The sequence below is a fragment of the Mycetocola sp. Y444 genome, from assembly GCF_059445295.1.
Map to the genome: position 1 here is coordinate 64,146 of NZ_JCAIUB010000003.1, position 21,279 is coordinate 85,424.

The 21,279-nt window shown below is 66.4% G+C and carries 21 protein-coding genes; 4 read left to right on the forward strand and 17 right to left on the reverse strand.

From position 1 onward, the window contains the following. Positions 1-45: 45 nt before the first annotated feature. Complete coding sequence (locus tag AC1C2M_RS11750; protein WP_495436617.1) at positions 46-1,239, reverse strand: thiolase family protein; 1,194 nt, start codon at positions 1,237-1,239, stop codon at positions 46-48. 239 nt (positions 1,240-1,478) lie between these two features. Between AC1C2M_RS11750 and trhO the strand changes: the two genes are divergently transcribed. Next, the gene (gene trhO / locus AC1C2M_RS11755; protein WP_495436619.1) at positions 1,479-2,393 is read left to right on the forward strand and encodes an oxygen-dependent tRNA uridine(34) hydroxylase TrhO; all 915 of its coding nucleotides are present in this window, start codon (positions 1,479-1,481) and stop codon (positions 2,391-2,393) included. A gap of 158 nt (positions 2,394-2,551) precedes the next feature. Here trhO and AC1C2M_RS11760 read toward each other — a convergent pair whose 3' ends face one another. The 3 genes from AC1C2M_RS11760 to AC1C2M_RS11770 form a co-directional block, all read right to left on the reverse strand. Next, complete coding sequence (locus AC1C2M_RS11760) at positions 2,552-2,797, reverse strand: hypothetical protein (RefSeq protein WP_108389876.1); 246 nt, start codon at positions 2,795-2,797, stop codon at positions 2,552-2,554. 157 nt (positions 2,798-2,954) lie between these two features. Continuing rightward, positions 2,955-4,205, reverse strand: coding sequence for an MFS transporter (locus AC1C2M_RS11765; protein ID WP_495436620.1), 1,251 nt, complete (start codon positions 4,203-4,205; stop codon positions 2,955-2,957). A 393-nt stretch (positions 4,206-4,598) separates the two neighbouring features. Then, positions 4,599-5,999: an MFS transporter gene (locus AC1C2M_RS11770; protein WP_495436622.1), complete on the reverse strand. Its 1,401-nt coding sequence runs from the start codon at positions 5,997-5,999 to the stop codon at positions 4,599-4,601. A gap of 79 nt (positions 6,000-6,078) precedes the next feature. Between AC1C2M_RS11770 and AC1C2M_RS11775 the strand changes: the two genes are divergently transcribed. Next, on the forward strand, positions 6,079-7,089 hold the full coding sequence (locus tag AC1C2M_RS11775; protein WP_495436624.1) for an MDR family oxidoreductase: 1,011 nt from the start codon (positions 6,079-6,081) through the stop codon (positions 7,087-7,089). Positions 7,090-7,156: 67 nt separating this feature from the next. Here the strand turns inward: AC1C2M_RS11775 and AC1C2M_RS11780 are convergent, their stop codons facing one another. The 12 genes from AC1C2M_RS11780 to hemE all read right to left on the reverse strand — a co-directional run bounded on the left by AC1C2M_RS11780 (position 7,157) and on the right by hemE (position 17,988). Next, a complete protein-coding gene (locus AC1C2M_RS11780) occupies positions 7,157-7,888 on the reverse strand; it encodes a hypothetical protein (protein ID WP_495436625.1) in 732 nt (243 codons plus the stop codon). A 192-nt stretch (positions 7,889-8,080) separates the two neighbouring features. After that, positions 8,081-9,400: a glutamate-1-semialdehyde 2,1-aminomutase gene (hemL, locus tag AC1C2M_RS11785; RefSeq protein ID WP_495436627.1), complete on the reverse strand. Its 1,320-nt coding sequence runs from the start codon at positions 9,398-9,400 to the stop codon at positions 8,081-8,083. After that, a complete protein-coding gene (hemB, locus tag AC1C2M_RS11790) occupies positions 9,397-10,323 on the reverse strand; it encodes a porphobilinogen synthase (RefSeq protein ID WP_483406721.1) in 927 nt (308 codons plus the stop codon). The genes hemL and hemB overlap by 4 nt, the downstream gene beginning before the upstream one ends. 120 nt (positions 10,324-10,443) lie before the next feature. Further along, on the reverse strand, positions 10,444-11,238 hold the full coding sequence (locus AC1C2M_RS11795; protein WP_483406639.1) for a uroporphyrinogen-III synthase: 795 nt from the start codon (positions 11,236-11,238) through the stop codon (positions 10,444-10,446). Positions 11,239-11,245: 7 nt separating this feature from the next. Beyond that, a complete protein-coding gene (hemC, locus tag AC1C2M_RS11800; protein WP_495436629.1) occupies positions 11,246-12,229 on the reverse strand; it encodes a hydroxymethylbilane synthase in 984 nt (327 codons plus the stop codon). After that, a complete protein-coding gene (locus tag AC1C2M_RS11805) occupies positions 12,226-13,407 on the reverse strand; it encodes a ferrochelatase (RefSeq protein WP_495436631.1) in 1,182 nt (393 codons plus the stop codon). Before AC1C2M_RS11805 ends, hemC begins: the two co-directional genes overlap by 4 nt. After that, the gene (gene hemQ / locus AC1C2M_RS11810; protein WP_495436632.1) at positions 13,404-14,123 is read right to left on the reverse strand and encodes a hydrogen peroxide-dependent heme synthase; all 720 of its coding nucleotides are present in this window, start codon (positions 14,121-14,123) and stop codon (positions 13,404-13,406) included. The genes AC1C2M_RS11805 and hemQ overlap by 4 nt, the downstream gene beginning before the upstream one ends. A 125-nt stretch (positions 14,124-14,248) precedes the next feature. Beyond that, the gene (locus AC1C2M_RS11815; RefSeq protein ID WP_495436634.1) at positions 14,249-14,503 is read right to left on the reverse strand and encodes a hypothetical protein; all 255 of its coding nucleotides are present in this window, start codon (positions 14,501-14,503) and stop codon (positions 14,249-14,251) included. Then, entirely contained in the window at positions 14,490-14,903 is a 414-nt protein-coding gene (locus tag AC1C2M_RS11820; RefSeq protein WP_108389865.1) for a phage holin family protein, read from the reverse strand. Before AC1C2M_RS11820 ends, AC1C2M_RS11815 begins: the two co-directional genes overlap by 14 nt. A gap of 18 nt (positions 14,904-14,921) precedes the next feature. Continuing rightward, positions 14,922-15,281 (reverse strand): hypothetical protein, encoded by a 360-nt coding sequence (locus AC1C2M_RS11825; RefSeq protein ID WP_108389864.1) that lies wholly within the window; start codon positions 15,279-15,281, stop codon positions 14,922-14,924. Between the two features lie 44 nt (positions 15,282-15,325). Next, positions 15,326-16,882: a protoporphyrinogen oxidase gene (gene hemG / locus AC1C2M_RS11830; RefSeq protein ID WP_495436635.1), complete on the reverse strand. Its 1,557-nt coding sequence runs from the start codon at positions 16,880-16,882 to the stop codon at positions 15,326-15,328. Continuing rightward, positions 16,879-17,988: a uroporphyrinogen decarboxylase gene (hemE, locus tag AC1C2M_RS11835; RefSeq protein WP_495436636.1), complete on the reverse strand. Its 1,110-nt coding sequence runs from the start codon at positions 17,986-17,988 to the stop codon at positions 16,879-16,881. Before hemE ends, hemG begins: the two co-directional genes overlap by 4 nt. A 188-nt stretch (positions 17,989-18,176) precedes the next feature. Between hemE and AC1C2M_RS11840 the strand changes: the two genes are divergently transcribed. Continuing rightward, positions 18,177-19,229: a hypothetical protein gene (locus AC1C2M_RS11840; protein WP_495436638.1), complete on the forward strand. Its 1,053-nt coding sequence runs from the start codon at positions 18,177-18,179 to the stop codon at positions 19,227-19,229. 104 nt (positions 19,230-19,333) lie between these two features. Then, positions 19,334-20,752 carry a glutamyl-tRNA reductase gene (locus AC1C2M_RS11845; protein ID WP_495436640.1) on the forward strand — a complete coding sequence of 473 codons (1,419 nt, stop codon included), beginning with the start codon at positions 19,334-19,336 and terminating at the stop codon, positions 20,750-20,752. A 116-nt stretch (positions 20,753-20,868) separates the two neighbouring features. Here the strand turns inward: AC1C2M_RS11845 and AC1C2M_RS11850 are convergent, their stop codons facing one another. Further along, positions 20,869-21,249, reverse strand: a complete 381-nt coding sequence (locus AC1C2M_RS11850; RefSeq protein WP_495433142.1) for a DUF4190 domain-containing protein — start codon at positions 21,247-21,249, stop codon at positions 20,869-20,871. Positions 21,250-21,279 lie beyond the last annotated feature (30 nt).

The following is a 21,279-nucleotide window of genomic DNA, read 5'->3' on the forward strand; positions in this document are numbered from 1 at the left end:
CGGCGGCGCGAGGCTGTTGTGCCGTGTCCACAACTTGGTGGCGGGTCAGAGCCGCTCGATGATCGTGGCGTTCGCCATGCCGCCGCCCTCGCACATCACCTGAAGCCCGTATCGGCCGTCGCCGGTCTGCAGCGCGTTGACGAGGGTCGCGAGGATCCGGGTGCCTGACGCACCGAGCGGGTGGCCGAGTGCGATCGCTCCGCCCCACGGGTTGAGCTTCGACTCGTCGACGTCGAACTCGCGCTGCCAGGCGATCGGCACGGACGCGAACGCCTCGTTGACCTCGAAAACGTCGATGTCATCGAGGGCGATCCCTGTGCGGTCGAGGATGCGGCGGGTCGCTGGGATGATTCCGGTGAGCATCTCGAGCGGATCACTGCCGACCGCCGTGAACCCAACGAAGCGCGCGCGGGGAGTGAGCCCGAGCTGTTCGGCCTTCTCCTCGCTCATGATCAGTGCAGCGGATGCTCCGTCGGTGAGTGGCGACGAGTTGCCCGCCGTGATGCTCCAGCTGATCTCCGGGAATCGTTCGGCAACGGCATCCGTGTGGAATGCGGGCGGGAGCTGCGCCAGGGCATCCGCCGTCGTACTGCGGCGCACCGTTTCGTCGACGCCGAAGGTCGTTGTGGATCCGTCGAGCGCCACGAGGGTGATCGGGACGACCTCGGAGCTGAACAGGCCCCGATCGAGGGCGGCCGTCGCGCGGGCGTGTGACCGCGCGGCGAACGCGTCGAGTTCGGCGCGGCTGATGTTCCAGCGGGCGGCGATGAGTTCGGCGGCGATGCCCTGCGACACCAGGCCCTCCGGGTAGCGGTGGGCGACCATGGGGCCGAGGTAGTCCTCGCCCAGGGTCGAGTAGCCGATCGGCTGCTGGCTCATCTGCTCGACACCGCACGCGATGACGATGTCGCTTGTTCCGGCGATAACCGCCTGCGCCGCGAACTGGGCGGCCTGCTGGCTTGAGCCACATTGCCTGTCGACGGTGGTGCCCGGGACCGTCTCGGGGAATCCGGCCGCGAGCACGGCGTTCCTGGCGATGTTCGTTGACTGCCGACCGGCCTGGGTCACACAGCCGGCGATGACGTCGTCGATGAGCGCCGGGTCGAGGTCGACACGCTCGACGAGGCGCTGCAGCGTCTGGGCGAGCAAATCGACCGGGTGGATTCCGCTGAGGCCTCCCCCATGCTTCCCGCGTCCGGACGCGGTGCGGACAACATCGACAAGAACTGCGCGTGACATGGAATCTCCTGCGATCGGCTGAACCCTGACTGTCGAGCGTACGACGGATGCCGCCTCGCCTGCCACCGTCGCCCGGCCCGTCTCCGCCATTTCAGGACGTCGCGCAATGATCATGAGACCAGTGCCGACAACATCCTGAATCCCGCAGTCTTGCCTGGTAATCGGGCGGTCACCCGGATCCTCGAGTGTGACCTCCCACGCACGGCCGCGCCCCAGCGAACTGCGGGTAAAATCGGCGGATGGCCATTTCGAAGATCCTCCTCTACTACGTCTTCACTCCCCTGGCCGACCCCGACGCGATCCGCCTCTGGCAGCGCGACCTCTGTGAGTCACTGAACCTGCGTGGCCGCATCCTCATCTCGAAGGACGGCCTCAACGGCACGGTCGGCGGCGACCTCAACGCGGTCAAGAAGTACCTGCGGAAGACGCGCGAGTACCCGGCGTTCAAGAACCTGGACATCAAGTGGTCGGAGGGAACCGGGCTCGACGACACCGGCGGGAGCGTCGACTTCCCGCGCCTCGTCGTGAAGGTGCGCGAGGAGATCGTGTCGTTCGGTGCTCCCGGCGAACTCGAGGTGGATGAGAACGGAGTGGTTGGCGGCGGGACGAAGCTTCAGCCGGCCGAGCTCCACGAACTCGTCGCCGAGCGGGGCGATGACGTCGTCTTCTTCGACGGGCGCAACGCCTTCGAAGCGGAGATCGGTCACTTCAAGAACGCTGTCGTTCCTGATGTATCAAACACACGCGAATTCGTCGCCGAGCTGGAGAGCGGCAAATACGACCACCTCAAGGACAAACCGGTCGTGACCTACTGCACCGGCGGCATCCGTTGTGAAGTTCTCTCCGGCCTGATGAAGAGCCGTGGCTTCGGCGAGGTCTACCAGCTCGACGGTGGCATCGTTCGCTACGGCGAAACGTTCGGCGATGAAGGGCTCTGGGAGGGCTCGCTCTACGTGTTCGACAACCGGCTGTCGATCGACTTTACGGACTCCGCCGTCGTCGTCGGCGAGTGTGCCGTGTGCGGCACGCCGAGCAAGCGAATGCAGAACTGTGCGGATGCCTCGTGCCGCGTACAGATGGTGCTGTGCGATGAGCACGCTGCCGCTGCCCCGCTCTGCGAGGAGCACGCCGCCGCGAGCGGCGTCAGCGCGTAGGTTCGCCGGGGTTTGTGCTCGGGAGGCCGCATCAGGCCGGCGCGTTCAGCCGCCGGGTAACGCACAACGCCGCCGTGGCCAGCCCTGTAAAAGGCATGCCACGGCGGCGAATGGCGTGAGCAACCTGACCGAATAATCGGGGCGGCTCGGCGGGTTTATTAACCGTCGGTGCGTCCGTCGATCTGCTCATCGAGGATCTCGTCGGCAGCCTCAGGATCGGCATCCGAGTTGTTGTAGTGCTCCTTGAGGACCGGGTTGTCACCCTCGTAGTCCTGCGCACGGATCTCGGGCGAGGAGACAATGTCCTCGCTGTATCCCTGTTCGACGAACTGAGCGTCAACGACCTCGGGGGTCGCGGCCAGGCCGTCGGGAAGGGCGTTCTTCGGCGATTCTGCGTCAGTCATGCGTATCTCCTTCGTGTTGCGTTACATCGACCGTATGCCGGAGCCGTACAACCCAGCAAGGGCCTTGCGAGCACGGCCCGAGTACGACAGGGGCCAGCGCAGCACCGACTCCGGGCGGCGGCCACGGGCCACGGGCCACGGGCCACGGGGGCCACGCCTAGCCTGAGCGGTGCCAGCTCTCCAGTTGTTCGATGTCCCTGATGCGGCCAAACGCAGCCATCAAGGGAATCGGCGACAGCACCATCAGTCCGCCGGCGACAAAGAGCGTGCCGCGCAGTCCAATGAGCTCCCCGAGCACTCCCCCGACCACAGCTCCGAGAGGGAACAATCCCATGATGAGCACTCGCATCGTCGCGTTGACCCGACTCAGCATCGCGTCCGGACAGAGCCGCTGCCTCAGGCTGACGTTCGTCACCGCGTAGATGATCTGTCCCAGTTCTCCCACCGACATCCCGACCACGGCGAACAACACCAACCACCCCGGCCGAGAAAGCGGCGTCAGCAGCGCGAACGGACCGGTGACCACGAGCGAGAGCCAGATGATACGGACGCTCCCCACCCGGCGGGAGAGCCGCGGCGTGAACGCTGCGCCGATCATTGCCAGGACCGAGCCCACCGATACGATCACCCCGATGGCAAGCGGCGAGAGCTGCAGTGTGCGGGACGCGAAGATAAATGTCACCGCCGATGCGATGGCGAACGAGAAGTTCCCCGCGGCACTCGCGAGCGCCGTCGCCCTGAGTATGCGGTTGCGTGCGACGAACACGAGCCCCTCGCGGATTTGCGCGCCGAGCCTGGGGCGGTCACCTCGAACCGGAATCGGCATCTCCCGGGTGCGGATGGCGAGAAGGCAGACGGCAGAGATCGCGAATGTGACCGCCTGGGTGAGCACGACGTTCGCCGCGCCGATCAGTCCGACAAGCCCACCCCCCAGGCCGGGACCGATCACCTGCCCGGACGCCCGGATGGCCTCCATCGACGAGTTCCCGGCGAGAATGCGGTCTTTGCCGAGCACGACCGGAAGGTAGCTCTGGTAACCGACGTCGAAGAACACCCGGGCAAATCCCGTGAGCACGGAGACGACCACGAGGTGGGTGATGGTCAGGATGCCGGCAAGTGCGGCGAGGGGAATGGTCGCGAGCAGGAGCGCCCGCGCGATGTCGCTCGCCACGAGCACGGGGAGTTTGACCCACCGATCCAGCCACGCTCCGGCTGGCAGACCGATGAGCGCGAAGGCAAGCGTCGACGACGCGGTGACGACGCCCAGCTCGATCGGCGAAGCGTCGAGCGTGAGAACGGCGAGCAGAGGGATGGCGACGCCGCTGACCTGGGAACCCAGCTGACTCGTCGTCTGGCCGATCAGAAGCAACCGGAAGTCCCGGCTCCGGAACAACCGCGAATCCGACATGGGCCCCCATTGTGCTCGCGAGCGGTAAACCTCACAACCGCCGTTCTGCTGTCGCTGGTGCATCCGCCGGCTGGTCCCGCAGTGGGCACTCCGCGGCTCAAGTGACACCTGACGTGGGTGCGGCGCCCGAACACCCACAACAACTGTCACCCGAGCATCCGGGCATCCGGGCGTCGGTCGCCCCCTTCAGCGGCACCGCGCATCTCAAGTGACACCTGACGTGGGTGCGGCACCCGAACACCCACACGAACTGTCACTCGAGCGTCTGGGGGCTGGTCGCGCAACGGGCACCCCGCGGCCCAAGTGACACCTGACGTGGGTGCGGCGCCCGAAGACCCACACCAACTGTCATCCGAGCGGCCGGGCGTCCGGGCATCCGACCACCGGTGGGCGTTACCGCCGCGCCGCGACCTCGGCGCCGGCGGAGGCAGACATCCGCCACGCCTCGACGGCCGGAACGAGCAGCAGCACGGCCAGCACGGCAAACGCCCACCGATACCCCAGCCCGACAGCACCAGCATCGACGAGTGCAGCGCCGGCGGTCGTCGCGCGCACAACGAGTGCTGCGACCGCGATCCCGAGCCCGACGGCCACCTGCTGCAGCGTTGACGCGAGCGTGTTCGCCCCCGAGGTGAGCGCAGCGGGAACGTCGGCGAACTGCACCGAGTTGTAACCGCTGAACCCGATCGACCGGAACACCCCGCTCGCAAAGAGCAGCGCGGCAATGAGAACGACCGGCGTCGACGGCTGGATAAACGCGCACAGTCCGAAGACGACGGCGCCACACAGGTTGCTCCCGATGATCACCGTCCGGAACCCGAACCGGCGAATGAGCGGACTCGTCGCCGGCTTGATCACGACGTTGCCCACGAAGACGGCCATCACCAGAAGGCCGGCCTGGGAGGCGCCCCAGCCAAACCCTGACTGAAAGAGCAGCACGAAGAGGAACGGCGCGGCGCCGATGAGCAGCCGGTAGAGGTTGCCGCCGACGTTACCGACCCGGAAGGTCGCGATCCGAAGCGCCGACAGGTCGAGCAGCGGATGCGCCGCCCGCCGAAGCCGCACGAGGGCAGTGATTCCGGCGACGACAGAGAGAACGAGCAGCCCCGCCGCCCAGAGCCACTCGGTCTGGCTCGCCCCGAGCTGCTCCATACCGAGAACGAGCGCGGCAAGCGCCACACCGACGAGGGCAAACCCGGCCCAGTCCAGCGGATTCCGTGCGGTCGGTTCGATGAGGGGCACGAGCTTCAGCGCCGCCACAAACGCGACAATGCCGATCGGAACATTGATCAGGAAGATCCAGTGCCACCCGACCGTGTCGGACAGAACCCCACCGATGACGGGCGCGAGCACCGGTGCAAGCAGCGCCGGCCAGGTGAGGTACGCCATGGCATCCAGCAGGTCTCGCTTCTCAATACTGCGCAGCACGGCGAGGCGTCCGACCGGCACCATCATCGCGCCGCCGACGGCCTGCAGCACCCGCATGGCGACGAGCATGGGCAGCGTCGTGCTCAGTGCACACAGCACCGACGCGAGAGTAAAAATGACGATCGCGAGCAGGAAGATGCGTCGCGTCCCGAATCGATCGGCCAGCCAGCCGCTCACCGGAATGCCGACGGCGAGGGTCAGCAGGTACGCCGTCATGGCGATGTTGATGTCGACGGCGCGAACACCGAGATCGATGGCCATGGCCGGAGCGGCGGTCTGAATGATTGTGCCGTCGAGGTTTTCCATAAAGTACGTCGCGGCGACGAGAAGGGCGAGGGGCCTGTTGAGCGTCGCCGATCGGGTCATCGTCCCATTCTGCACGACGGGCATCTTCTACCGGTCATCGCAAAACCACCGGAACCGGGCACACTCTAGGCTTGGTCGCATGACAACGACGTTCCGCGCCTGGCTGGTCGAGAAGCAGACGGATGCCTCCGGCACCGCTTCGCAGACAGCATCCGTTTCAGATCTCACCGACGATGACCTGATGCCGGGCGATGTCACCCTCGACGTGTCGTGGTCCAGCATCAACTACAAGGACGGCCTCGCGCTGCTTGGCAGGCCGGGAGTGGTTCGGACCTGGCCGCTCGTTGCCGGGATCGACGCTGTGGGAACGGTGACCGCGAGTGAGACCGACCGGTTCTCGGTGGGCGATGAGGTGCTGCTCACCGGTGCCGGACTCGGCGAGACTCACCACGGCGGTCTCGCAGAACGGGCGAGGGTCGACAGCGCGTCGCTGATTCGCGTTCCCGGTTCTCTCGGGGCCCGACGGGCCGCAGCGATCGGCACAGCGGGGTTCACGGCGATGCTCTCGGTCCTCGCGGTCGAACGGCACGGGGTGACTCCATCGGAAGGGCCGGTGCTCGTCACCGGGGCGGCCGGAGGAGTCGGGTCGATCGCCGTCACCCTGCTGTCACGGCTCGGCTTCGACGTCGTCGCCTCCACGGGGCGGGTCGACAGTAAGGGCGACTTCCTCCGCCGCCTTGGTGCAGCCACGGTGATCGACCGTGCAGAGTTGAGCGAGCCGGGCAAACCGCTGCAGTCGCAGAAGTACGCGGCTATCGTCGATCCCGTCGGAAGCACCACCCTGGTCAACGCGATCGCGCAACTCAACTACGGCGGTATCGCGGCGGCGAGCGGCATGGCGCAGGGCACTGACCTGCCTGGGACGGTGATGCCGTTCATCCTGCGCGGGGTAACGCTCGCCGGCATCAACTCGGTCGACGCGCCGCTCCCGCTGCGGGAGGAAGCGTGGTCGCGACTCGCCACCGACCTCGACACGGAACTTCTCGACGGGCTGACCACCGAGATCCCGCTCACCCAGGCGCAGGCTGCCGCCTCCTCGATCCTCGACGGCCAGCTGTCCGGGCGTACCGTCGTCAACGTGCGGGCTTAGTCGGTTCGAACGGCTTTATTCACGGGCTCAGCCAGAGTGGTCGGCTGTCCTCCGCGGGCCGCACGCGTTAGTTGGTTGCGGCCGCTTCGGTGGGCGGTTCGGACGACTCTGGCTGTTTGGTCGCTCCCGACAGCTCAGCTGCCTCAGTCGCCTCAGCCGCTGCTTTCGCGGGGGTCACTGCCGCCGCGGTCTTGCTGCGGCCGGTCGTTTTCCGGGGTGCGGCCGGGGTCTTGCGAGCCGATGCGGCCGGCTTCCTGGCTGCAGCGGCCTTTGCGGGAGTGACGGATGCCTCGGCACCCGACGCGTCGACAGCGGACGCTGCCGTCTCTGCCGGTGAGACGCCCTCACTGCCTGGCGCCGTAGCATCCGTCGCCAGCTTCGCAGCCCGCTTCGGCTTCGGCGTCACCTGCGGCGTCGTCTTGCGAGCCCTCGGCTGCTTCTTGGCCGGCTTCACGTCGACCTGGAGCTTGGCCACGAGCTCGAGCCCGTGCTTCGTCGTGATGATGACGCGTGAGAATTCCTCGTCGGCAATGTCGATCACGACAGAGGGCTTCGTGCCCTTGAGTACGAGAAAGTCCTTACCGCCATGGAACTTCCACTGCCCGACGGCAAGAGTGAGCGGAATGGCGGCTCCTGGAGCACGGATGCCACGGACCCAGATCCATGGATCGTCGGTCAGCGTCGCCGAGCGAATGGCCGAGCGCGGGATGACGATGTTGTCTTTGCGTAGCGCGAGCGTCTTCTCAGCCGTCGACAGTGCGATCTCAAGTCGGTCAGGGTGAAGGTGAAGACGAGCCATGTGTCCAGTCTGCCGGTAGGGGTGGCGAATTCGGGTGGTGAAACCTCACAAAGAGGTAACAGCGGCGTTGTTTTGCGGGCGCGGAGCCGCGAGCGCGCCAGATCCATGCTCACGCTCCAGATACTTCTGCAGCGCGAGCATGGATGTGCAGCGGTCGGCGAACGGATGCTGCCGCGCCGGCGCGGTAACCGGTTAGTTCGGTTTCGCGGCTGCGGCAGCCCGCGCTGCCGCGGGAAGTGCCTCGATGACGCGCCCAAGCACCGCGTCGTCGTGCACGGCTGAGACGAACCACGCCTCGAAGACGCTCGGCGGCAACGACACCCCGCCGTCCAGCATGGCGTGGAAGAACGGCGCGTAGCGCCAGGTCTCCTGCGCCTGAACATCGACGTAGTTGCGCGGTGCGTCGGCGGCAAAGACGAAGCTGAACAGGTTGCCGGCGCGCTGCACAACGTGGGCGACACCCTCCCGTGTGAACGCATCGGAGACAGCGTTCGAGAGGGTGACGGATGCCGCGTCCAGGCGCGCATACACGTCGGGTGTCGCTCGTTCGAGGGTCGCGATTCCCGCGGCGACAGCGACAGGGTTCCCCGACAGCGTGCCAGCCTGGTAGACCGGGCCAGCCGGCGCGAGGTAGTCCATAATCTCGGCGCGTCCGCCGAGGGCGGCGAGCGGCATGCCCCCACCGATGACCTTGCCGAAGGTGAAGAGGTCGGGCTGGTAGGCGGGGCCGTCCGCAACAGAGAGACCCCAGTAGCCGGCGGCGCTCACGCGGAACCCGGTGAGCACCTCGTCGAGAATGACGAGGGCGCCGTGCTCGTGCGCGAGGTCAACGAGGGCGGCGTTGAAGCCGGGAAGCGGTGCGAGAACTCCCATGTTCGCCGCGGCGGATTCGGTGATGACGGCGGCGATCTGGTCGCCGCGCTCCTCGAACACGACCCTGAGCGCGTCGAGGTCGTTGTACGGCAATACGAGGGTCTGCCCCGCCGTCGCCTCGGTGACGCCGGCCGAACCCGGGAGCGCGAGCGTTGCGAGGCCGGACCCTGCCTGGGCAAGCAGTCCGTCGGAGTGACCGTGGTAGTGGCCGGCGAACTTCACGAGCAGGTCACGACCGGTGTACCCGCGGGCGAGCCGGATGGCCGTCATGGTGGCCTCGGTGCCCGTCGACACGAGGCGGAGCTTCTCGATCGGGGCGATTCCGCCAGCGACGACCCGCGACTTCACGAGCTCGGCAAGCTCGGTCTCGGCCGGAGTCGACGCACCGAAGGAGAGTCCGAGCGCCGCGGCATCCTGCACCGCACGCACGACGTCAGGCTGGGCGTGACCGAGGATGGCGGGACCCCACGAACCGACGAGGTCCACGTATTCGGTGCCATCGGCATCCGTCACGTATGCGCCTGACGCCTTCACCAGGAACCGCGGTGTTCCACCGACCGACCCGAAGGCGCGAACCGGCGAGTTCACGCCGCCGGGAATGGACGCTTTCGCGCGGGCGAAGAGTTCGTCGTTGTTCACTTGAGCCACCCTGCAGCCTCGGTTGCCCAGTAGGTGAGAACGGCGTCGGCACCGGCACGGCGGATGCTGACGAGCGATTCCTCGATCGCCCGACGGCGGTCGATCCATCCGTTTGCGGCGGCGGCCTCGATCATCGCGTATTCACCGGAGACCTGGTACGCCCAGACCGGGATATCGCTCATCGCGGCGACGTCCGCGAGCACATCGAGGTAGCTCATCGCCGGCTTCACCATCACGACGTCTGCACCCTCAGACATGTCGAGGGTCGCTTCGCGCATACCCTCGCGACGGTTGCCTGGGTCAAGCTGGTAGCTGCGGCGGTCACCGGTGAGCTGCGAGTCCACGGCCTCACGGAACGGTCCGTAGAACGCGGAGGCGTACTTCGCCGAGTAGGCGAGGATCGCGGTCTCGGTGAAACCTTCCTCGTCGAGGGCGGCGCGGACGGCGTCGACCTGGCCGTCCATCATTCCGGACAGACCGAGCATGGCCGAACCGGCGTTTGCCTGCGACAGTGCCATGTCGACGTACCGCTCGAGGGTCGCGTCGTTGTCGACCGCACCGCGGGAGTCGAGCACGCCGCAGTGGCCGTGGTCGGTGAATTCGTCGAGGCAGAGGTCGGTCTGCACGACAAGCGCGTCACCCACCTCAGCGACGAGCGCCTCGGTCGCGACATTGAGGATGCCGTCGGGAGCGGATGCCTGTGAGCCCGTCGCGTCGCGCCTGAGCGGAACTCCGAAGAGCATGACCCCGCCGACGCCGGCCTCGGCGGCCTCGGTTGCGGCCCGCTTCAGCGAGTCGAGAGTGTGGTGCATGACGCCGGGCATCGAGCCGATGGGCGTTGGCGCTGTCGCGCCCTCACGGACGAACAGCGGAAGAATCAGTTCGGCTGGATGCACCCGCGTCTCGGAGACGAGGCGGCGCATTGCCGGGGATGAACGAAGTCTGCGGGGGCGGATTACGGGAGCATTCACACAGTTCAGCCTACGCTTTCGAGGCTGGGACCTCGCCGGGTGCAGGCGCGCTCCCGCCAGAGAAACGCGCTGCTAGTAGTCGGTGTCCTGCGGCTGCGCTGCCTCGACCGTGGCGACAATCGAGTCGAGGAGAGCGGACACCGTCTGGTGCCCGGAGACGATGTCGACGGTCAGGCCGTAGCTCGTGGCATCCTTCGCCGTTCGCGGGCCGATCGCGGCGACGAGCGTCGCATCGGGCAGCTCGCCGAACTGCTGAACGACCTGCTCGGCCACCGAACCACTCGTGACGAGGATCGCGTTGATGCGGCCGGACCTGACGTCGGCGATCACGTTCTCGGCGACCGGTTCACCGATGGTGCGGTACGCGACGACGGATTGCACGTCGTGCCCGGCGGCGGCGAGCCCCTCGCTGAGCAGCGGTTTCGCGATCTCCGATCGAAGGGTGAGGAAGCGCTTGGGTTTCGGTTCGAGCTGCATGAGCTCGGTGACCATTCCGCGCGCGGAGTTGTCCCTGGCCGGAACGAGGTCGACGCGATACCCGACGGCCTGAAGCGCCGCAGCGGTTGTCTCACCGACAGCGGCGACGCGGGTGCGCTCGGGGATCTTCACGCCCTGCGAGTACATCACGTCAACTGTCGTCGCGCTCGTCACGGTGAGCCAGTCAAATTCGCCGTTCGCGAGAGCCGCGAGCGCCCGTGTGAGGTTCTCAGGATCCTCGGTCGGGGCAAAATTGATCATCGGTGCGACAACCGGCGTTGCACCACGGGCGCGCAGGTCGGCTGCAACACTGTCACCCCACGGGCCTCCGCGCGGGACGAGAATGCGCCACCCTTTCAGGGGCTTGGGTGTCTGTACTGCAGGCTTCATCGCGTCCTCAGTCTTGCGTCAGGGGGGCAAGTCGAGCTGCTCCCCCTGCCAGCAACTCGTCGGCAAGAGTGCTGCCGACGAACTCGGCAGTCTCTATGATGCTCGATTGGGCGGGACCGGAGAAATCGTCCGCGTCGCCAGCCGCCGGGTGGCTGGCGTCCAGGTTTCCCGAACCGGTCAGAACCAGCTGGCCAGAACCGTCGGGTGCATAGACGGCACCGAGCAGGGTGATGGCGCTCTCGCTCACCGTCGCGTGCGCACCGATCGGTGCCGCACAACCGGCTTCGAGCCGGAACAGGATGCTGCGCTCGGCGACGGCCGCAGCCTGGGCCGACGTGTCGTGAATGGCCTCGAGCGCCCGGAGAAGGTCGTCGTCGTGTTCTTCGTCGCGAACCTCGATCGCGAGCGCGCCCTGCGCAGGGGCCGTCGGCCACGACTCGAGATCGAAGTACTCGGTCACCTTCTCGGTCCTGCCAAGTCGGCCGAGGCCGGCCGCGGCGAGAACCACGGCGTCGAGCTCGCCGGAGGCGACGAAACCGAGTCGTGTGTCGACGTTGCCCCGGATATCGATGATCGCGAGGTCTGGACGGCGGGCGGCGAGCTGCGCGGCCCGTCGCGGCGAACCGGTTCCGACGCGTGCACCCTCCGGCAGGGTGTCGAGGGTAAGTCCGTCACGGGCACACAGGGTGTCCCTGGCATCGGCGCGGGGCGGTACGGCACCGATCCTGAGCCCGTCGTACTTCTGGGTGGGCAGGTCCTTCATCGAGTGCACGACCAGGTCGCACTTACCCGCGAGCAGGAACTCGCGCAGCGCAGACGCAAACACGCCGGTGCCGCCGAGGCTCGAGAGAGACTCCCGCGACACGTCGCCGTGCGTCGTCACGGGCACGAGCTCGGTCGCGACTCCCGTGCGCTCGGTGATTTCCCGCGCGATGTCTCCCGCCTGCGCAAGCGCGAGAGCGCTGCCGCGCGTCCCAATGCGAAGTGTCACGGCTTGAGGCCCGCAACCGCCGGCTTGAAACCGAGCCTCGCATTCTCGCAGCAACCGGGACGACACACGTCGTACCAGGGGCCAAGGTCGGTCATCGCCGGCCGCTCGGCAACCGGCACGCCGTCGCGGCGCTCGAGCACGAGGTCAACGAGGCCGGTGACGTACGCCTTGTGGGTGCCAGGGGTCGGAACCCGCACCGAGTACAGCCCCGCTTCCTGGGCGGATTCCGTGGCCTCGTTGTCGAGGTCCCAGAGGACCTCCATGTGGTCGCTGACGAAACCGAGTGGAACGATGATCACCGCACGGATGCCCTTCGCCGGCAGTTCAGCGATGGTGTCGTTGATGTCGGGCTCGAGCCACGGCATGCTCGGCGGGCCGGACCGGGACTGGTACACCAGCTGCCAGGCGAGTTCGGCCTCGAGGGCGAGTTCCCGCTTGACCGATTCGATAACCACCTCGGCGACCGCGTTGTGCTGGGCCGCATAGGCGCCGCCCTCGCCGAAGCCGCGTTCGGCAGGACCGGACCTGGCGGCATCCGTCGAAGGAATTGAGTGCGTGGAGAAGAGGATCTCAACCTCTGTGGCGAGGTCGATGCCAGGGTTGTCGTTCTGGATCTGCACGAGACCGTCGCGCACTCCGTCGATGAACGGCGTAACAAATCCGGGGTGGTCGAAGAACTGGCGCACCTTGTCGATGGCGATGTGCCCGAACAGGCTGGTCTCGTCGAGCGCGATGGCGAAGTCCTCGCGGTACTGCCTGCAGCTCGAGTACGAGGAGTACGCGCTTGTCGCGATGGCGATGAGCTTGGTAAAGCCGCGGTCGTTCGCCTCAACCAGCGCGTCGCGCAGGTACGGGTCCCAGTTGCGGTTGCCCCAGAGGACGGGAAGGTCGATGCCACGGGATGCCAGCTCGGCCTCGAGTGCTGCCTTCAGCTGTCGGTTCTGGTCATTGATCGGGCTGACGCCGCCGAAGTGACGGTAGTGGTGCGCGACCTCTTCGAGCCGTTCCTCAGGGATGCCCCTGCCACGGGTGACATTGCGCAGGAACGGGATGACGTCGTCCTGTCCCTCAGGGCCGCCGAAACCGGCGAGCAGAATCGCGTCATACGCGACGGGCTCGGTGATGTGCGGCTCGCCGGATGCTGCGGCCGGCGTTGCGCCGAGAACGAGATCGGTCACTGGATTACCTCGGGGATTTCTGCCGTCGAGATGCGACGGCCTGTGTAGAACGGAACTTCCTCGCGGACGTGGCGACGGGCGTCAGTGGCACGAAGGTCACGCATGAGGTCGACGAGTTCGGTGAGGTCGTCCGATTCGATCGGAAGAATCCACTCGTAGTCGCCGAGGGCAAATGCGGACACCGTGTTTGCGATGGCTCCGCGGAACGCCGCGCCCTTGCGTCCGTGGTCGGCGAGCATCTTGCTGCGCTCGGCGTCCGGCAGCAGGTACCACTCGAAGCTGCGCACGAATGGGTAGACCGTGAGCCAGCTCTTCGCCTCGATGCCACGGAGGAAGCCGGGCACGTGGCGCTTGTTGAACTCAGCCTCACGGTGGACGCCCATCGCGTTCCACGTCGGAAGAAGGCCGCGGAGGATGCTGGTGCGGCGCAGTTCGCGCAGCGCCCGCTGGAGCGCATCGGCCGTGTCACCGTGCAGCCAGATCATGATGTCAGCGTCGGCCTTGAGGCCGGAGACGTCATAGAAGCCGCGGACGGTCACGCCGTCGCTCTCGACCCGCTTCACAGCGGAGTCCAACTCGAAGACAGCGTGGTCGCTGAGTGCGATCGGCGCCTGGGGTCGACGCAGAACCGCCCAGAGCGCAAATCCTGTCGGGTTCTCTTCGGGTTCGGAAATGTTGTGGGGCAGGGATGCCTCGGCAGAGGCCGGGTGAGTCATACCTAACATCATCACCCCTTAATCTCTCCGCGCCAAATGAGCGTGAGTTCCGCTGTGCATTGGCTCAACGCTCTTCCCTCCGCGACCGATTCCGGCGCAGCAGGGGATATACGTGATCGAATCCGCTAGCGGTTCGCGATGCCGCGGACGATGGCCCATGCGGCAAGGCCCGCCACGGATGCCACTGCAGCGATTCCGGCATAGATCGCCGTGGGGTTCTCGCGCTGAAGCGTCGCGACCTGCTTCTTTCCCTGCACGACGAGGCGATTGAACTTGCGGGGAACGTTGAGCTTGTCTTCGATCGCGTTGAGAGTCGCTACGAGCTCAGCCCGTGCTGCTGCCGGCGATCCTGCGTTCGCTCCTGGGTTAGTAACGGTCATACTCGCCCTCCCCCTTTACCGCACGGATGTCTTTCTTGACGCTCTCGACCGGGTTCGGGTCATCGCCGAGCTTCTTGAAGTACTTGAGCCCGATCAACGCCAGAATCACGGCGATCAGCACGAACACGACAAACACGATGAGCGCACTCAGCCATGCCGGAAGAACCAGCGCGAGCGCCAGAATGGCAACGGCGACAGCTGTGCCGATGGCGAAGAACAGGAAGATCAGCGCGAGCACCATGAAAATGGCGCCCTTACCCGCATAGCTTCCGAGGTGCTTGGCCTTGGTCTTGACCTGCTCGATCTCCGCCTGGATCAGGTTAGTGATCAGGTTGGGGAGGTCCGCGAGCAACTCAAAGAGCGATTCGCGGCTCTTGTCGCTGAGATTTCGGTCCGTCATGGTCAGACGCTCCAGGTGCTACTTCGAGGGTGTTCCGGTTGACGGGTTCGACGGCTCGTCGTGCGGGAGGACCCGCTCAGCGACATCGTCGACAGCGTCCTTGGTCTTCGCGATTGTGCGATCGAGCTTCTGGCCGGGGGTGCCTTCACCGCCGACAGCGGTGGATACCTTCTTGACTCCGGCGAACACTGCTCCGGGGACCTCGCTCAGGCGTGCCTTCGCGAAACCTTGCACAACCTCGACCTTGTCCTGAACCACGTCGGTGTTCCAGACCTTCAGCCAGTTCTTCTTGATCTGGTTGTACCGCTCGCGGCCCGCACGGGATCCGAGCACGTATCCAGTGGCAATTCCTGCCACAAAAACCAGCTTGCCCCTCATGGGTAACTCCGTTCGATCGGCCGTCAGTGGCTCAAGCGTAGTACCTATGACGGGTTCTCGTCCGGGCTGGTGTCGTTTATGCCTGTTCTGGTATGCGGATCGACCACAACACCGTCCGCGAGATAGCTTGCGGCGACGAGGTGACGAATCCGCGCTGAGGCCGCAAGCGCGTCCGGGATTACAGAGGCAAGCCCCGTTCCCGAGAGCCAGCCGCCCGTCACATCGAGATCCCCGATCGCCGCGGCGGCGTCGCGGAGCCGTTCGGCGCGTTCCCGCTGTCCGATTGCCGCTCCTGGAAGGGTCCCGACCCACGCGGTTCGGGTGAATCCGACCACCTGCGAGGCGTCGAGGTGCACGCCGAGAATCTCGGACGCGTCAGCGACGGCGAGTGCGAGAAGCTCATCGTCATCGAGCCCCAGCGTCGGGTTGGCCTGGCCAAGCCTTCCGTAGGAAAGCCGGACGACGTGACGGTGCGGATGCTCACGACTTGCCTCGTCGGCGAGCCACTGCCACTTGGCCGTCGAGTGCGTCAAAGCCTTGGCCGTGATCGGACGTCCGGCTGGCTTCGAGCCTTCTTCTCGGTCGGCAATGAGCACGCCGGTACCACGGGGCTTGACGTCGAGGGATGCGGCATCGACAACGAGCGTCGCGAGTTCGACGGTCGGTGTCTGGATCGGCTGCTCTGCGGCGAGTTCCGCCGAGAGCGGTGCGAGCAGCCGGAGCGCTTCGGCTTCCGGTGTTGCGACGATGACGTAGTCGGCCTCGATGGTGGTCTCGTCATCGAGGATGGCTCGCCAGGTTGCCGGCTGCGCGCTGGCCGCTGCCTCGCGGTCCTCGGCCGACGCGTCCGGTCGCTGCAGCTCGGTGACGGTCCTGCCGAGGAGCACCGTCGCCTCGCGGCGCGTGAGCTCGGCGAGCATCGCCTCAACCAGCGTGTACATGCCGCCGGCGAGGCCTTCGACGTTTGATCCGGCCGGGGCCGCGGCCCTGAGCAGTGCGACAGCGCCCGAGAGCGAGCCGGCCGTGGTCAGCGCCTTATTGAGGCCGGGCGCGGCACGCGTCACGTCGAGGTCGGCCGGATCTGCCGAGTACACGCCCCGGGTTACCGGAGCGACGAGTGAGTCGAGAACGGCCTTACCCATGCGCCGCTCGACCAGGTCGCCGAGGTTGTGCTCGCGGCCGATCGTGAGCACAGGGCGGATCCGGTCGAGGTAGGCGCGGATCGCTCCCCTCCACCCGATCACCCGGCGCACGTCATCCGCGAGCGGGTTCGATGGGATGCCGAGAAGGCCGGCCTTCGGGAGCGGCGCACTGACGCCGTTCGGCAGCCGCACCCAGGCACCGGCCGAAGCCGGGGTGACAACCGCGTCAGCGAGGCCGAGCTCGTCGACGAGCTTCCGCACCGTGCCTTGCCGTGTTGCGTAGCTCTCCGCGCCTGTGTCGACACGGATGCCGGCGACGGTTTCGGTCGCGACGGAACCACCGGCCCGTTCGGCGGCCTCAACGAGCGTGACCCGGATGCCTACGCGAGCGCAGTCGAGCGCCGCGACGAGCCCGGCGATGCCACCGCCGATGACGAGAACGTGGCGCGGCTCGATCACTGTGCGTGCACGAATTCGACGAGCCGGGTGAGCACGGCGGGGTCGGTCTCCGGCGGCACGCCGTGACCGAGGTTCAGGACGTGGGATGGCGCAGTCTTGCCGCGATCGAGGACGTCAAGCACGTGCGCCTCGAGCACCGGCCACGGTGCCGCGAGGAGCGCAGGGTCGATGTTGCCCTGAACGGGAACGAGCCCGCCGAGCCGGCGCGACGCCTCATCGAGCGGGACGCGGTAGTCAACGCCGACCACGTCAGCGCCGATGTCGTGCATGGCCTTGAGCAGTTCGCCGGTCCCAACACCGAAGTGGACGATCGGCACCGTGCGAACGTCGCGGGAATCCGCCTCGCCGGCGACCGTATAGCTGAGGTCACGCACGTGTTCGAGAGCGCGAGCGGATGCCGGCGCCACGTAACGCACGTAGTCATCGAGCGAGAGCGCACCGGCCCACGAATCGAACAGTTGCGCTGCCGACGCGCCCGCGAGCACCTGGGCACGGAGGAAACGGCCGGTGACCTCGGCAACCCACTCCATCAGGCGTGCCCATGCTTCGGGTTCCGCGTGCATCAGTGTGCGGGCGTGGATATGGTCCTTCGACGGGCCACCCTCGACGAGGTAGGCCGCGAGCGTGAACGGTGCTCCTGCGAAGCCGATCAGCGGGGTTTCTCCGAGCTCGGCGACGGTGAGCGCAACAGCATCACGGACCGGCGCGAGTGTCTCGTCGAGCACAGACGGATCGTGCGCGATGAGTTCGTCGACATCGGCGGCGGTGCGGACGGCCTTGCCGAGCACAGGTCCCTTGCCGGGAACGATGTCGACCTCGACACCGACCTGCTTGAGCGGGACGACGATGTCGCTGAAGAAGATGCCGGCGTCGACACCGTGGCGGCGCACGGGCTGCAGGGTGATCTCGCTCGCGAGTTCGGGGTTGAGGCACGCGTCGAGCATTGCGGTCCCGACGCGCAGGTCGCGGTACTCGGGCAGCGACCGGCCTGCCTGCCGCATGAACCAGACGGGTGTGGTCTCGGGGCGCTCACCCCGGTAGGCGGTGATCAACCGTGACGACGGGGTCAGTCCTGCTTCAAGCGGGTGGTTCTGAGAAAGCTGCACCAGACAATCCTCTCAAATGAAGCGCTCGTTCGAGACTTTTGCACAAATGCTCACGGCCGCACCACTACCCTCGACACGGAGCAGCTCCAGCACAGCTCCAGCAGACGAGACAGAGAGACGGGTACCGCGGGGTGGAGACAGTCGAGGAACGCAGGACTGGCCTGCGGACGCATGCACTCACGGCTCGAGTGAAGCGACGAGAAATCCGCGCGTTCTACCGGGCGTTTGCCGTACAGCATCCGTCAGTCCGCAACCCCGTCGAGGCCGCACGGCGCATCATGCTGCCGCTCGGCGCCCTCTCCATTCCGATCGGGCTGCTCGCCCTGTCCTTCGGTATCAGCGAGGAGATCGAAGAGGCCAATCCCGACATGGTGAGTGAGCTCGTCGCGCAGTTCGCCATCCTCGGGTTGTTTCTTTATGCCGGGGTGCTGCTCTGCTGGGCAAGTTTTCGGCACCGGGCGCAGCGCGGAAGCCCCGAGCGGCACTACCGCCTCGCGCAGTTCGGGTTCGAGAACGGAATGGCCTACCTCCCCGGCCCTCTTCGCGGCACTCACCTGACGCCGTGGAAAGAGCGGGGGCAGCTCATGCTCACGCGCGTAATGCGACCGGCCTCTCCGCGAGCGGTCGAGTTCGCGAACTACGTCCTGACCACCGAGACCAGCGGCAGCCGCAACTCCGGCTTCGGTGGCATCGTCTCACTGAAGCTTCCGAACAGCCTTCCCCACATCCTGCTGGTGGCGAAGAATGACCGCCGCGTCCTGCCATACGCGGTACCCGCACGGGCGCAGGTGTTCTCACTCGAGGGCAATTTCGACGATCACTTCACGCTGTACTGCCCACAGGGCTATGAGCAGGACGCCCTCTACCTGTTCACCCCCGACGTCATGGCCGAACTGATCGACCGGGTGAACAGCTTCGACGTTGAGATCATCGACGACTGGCTCTTCCTCGAGTCGAGCCGCGACGTGGTCACCCTGGATCCCGGGACGTGGCACACCGTCGTCACCGCGACGGCCGCCATCACCGCGAAGATCGACCGCTGGGCACAGTGGCGCGACGACCGGCTGTCAGCGGGACCTCTCCCGCGGGGCGACGCGCGAGCGACGATGCTGCCGGGCGGAAAACAAGTGGCTCCACGCGGCCGTCGACTGAAAATGGTCGCCGGCAACGGCGCAATCCTGACCGGTATTTTCGTCGCCGCCTACGTTGCCGCAGTTGTCATCGCCAATAGTGTCCTCTGACCCTGGCCTTCAGCGCCGTGGTGATCCCGAACTCGTTCCACTGGAGCGGCTTGCACAACAACCGTACGGATTCAACACCCAGAATCCAGCGGTACTCTTAAGCGGTGCTCATGTGTCTGACGGCGAGTCACAAAAACGCCTCCTTCGATCTGCTCGAGCGACTCTCAACGGGTTCCGAGAGCGTCGGCCGACGCATCACCGAACACTCGGAGTGCGTCGCCGGTGCCATTGTCATTGCCACCTGCAACCGGTTCGAGGCGTACATCGATCTCGATGAGCCGGTCACCGCCGGTGCCCAGGTCGCACTTCAGGCTGCGACGGATGCCGTCAGTGCGGCCACAGGAATCCCCACGGACACGCTGCACCAGACCTGGCAAACGCACACGGACGAAGAAGCTGCCCGCCACCTGTTCGCCGTTTCGGCCGGGCTCGAATCCGTCGTTGTCGGCGAGGGTGAGATCGCCGGTCAGGTGCGCCGGTCGCTGCAACTCGCCCGCGAATCAGGGACGACCACAAGCGACCTTGAACGGCTCTTTCAGCGCGCCTCCCAAACCTCACGCGGCGTCAAGAACAACACACCGCTCGGCCGCGCAGGTCGCTCGATCGTGCGGCTCGGCCTCGATCTCGCCGAGAGCCGCATCACCGACTGGTCAGCGGTCAGGGTTCTGCTCATCGGAACCGGCGCATACGCTGGCGCCAGCCTCGCCGCACTCCGCGACCGCGGCGTCACCGACGTCGCCGTGTACTCGCCGTCAGGTCGCGCGGCGAAGTTCGCCGCTGGCCATGACATCCGGGCCGTCGACGCTGATATGTTCCCGCGGGAGGCCGCAGAGGCGACCATCATCGTGACGTGCACAACGGCATCCGGCTTTGTGGTCGATGCCGAGGTCATTGCGGCAGGGCGTCGCGACCTCGAGGCGGCACTGCCCGCCTTCCCGTTCGACGGCACGCCCGGCTGCCCCGTCGACCACTCTGCCGGCCAGCTCGTCATCGACCTCGGTCTGCCGCGCAATGTAGACCCTGACGTCGCCACCCTCGCCGGTGTCGACCTGCTCGACCTTGAGACCATCCGCATCCACGCCCCACTCGAAGAACTTCAGGCGACCGACCACGCACGGCAGATCGTCAACAAGGCGGCGCGCAAGTTCGCCTCCGTAACCGACGAGCAGAGCCTTGCGCCCGCTGTCGTTGCTCTCCGGTCTCGCGCATCTGAAGTGCTCGAGCAGGAGATCGCCCGGGCAGCTCCCCGCGATTCCGACGGGAGCGTGGAACGCGCGCTCCGCCACATGATGGGCCGGCTCCTGCACACGCCGACGGTACGAGCGCGGGACCACGCCAGGGCCGGCGACCACGACCGTTACGTCGAGGCGCTCGACACCCTGTTCGGCATCACGCTCGACGAGGAAGCGGCATCCGCCCCGGATCTTCCCGCGCCGACCGCCGAAACCGCGGATATTACCCGGGCGCGCGGGGCTGCACCCCACCTCGACGACGACCTCGAGCTGGACGCAGAAGCCTCCTAGACCAGCAGGCCGTGGGCATCCCCTGCGCGAAGAAGCCCGCTTGCACGAAGAAGCCCGCCCCACGAATTCGTGGAGCGGGCTTCTCTCATCTCCGGCGGATGCCGGATCAGGACGTGCTAGCCATACATGTACGGGTCGCTGTTCAGCAGCGCGATGAACGTGATGATCGCGATGATGTAGCCGATGGTGGCGAGTGCGCCGATCACGATTCCGACGATGGCGAGGACCTTGCCCTGCTCGCCGGTCTTCTTGATCTGGTTGAGCGAGATGAATCCGAGAACGATCGAGATGATCGAGAACCCGAGAACCGAGCTCACCAGGGTGATGATCGACAGAACATTCCACTTCGCCGACTGGCCCTGCGGAGCGCCGTACTGGCCCTGCGGAGCTCCGTACTGGGCCTGCGGGGCTGAGTACTGCGGCGCCTGCTGGCCGTAAGGCTGATTGGAGCCAGCGTTGGGCACTGGCGGGGTGTTGCTGTAATTGTCGTTCGACATGGTGCTCCTTCGTAAGCCGGATTACAGACT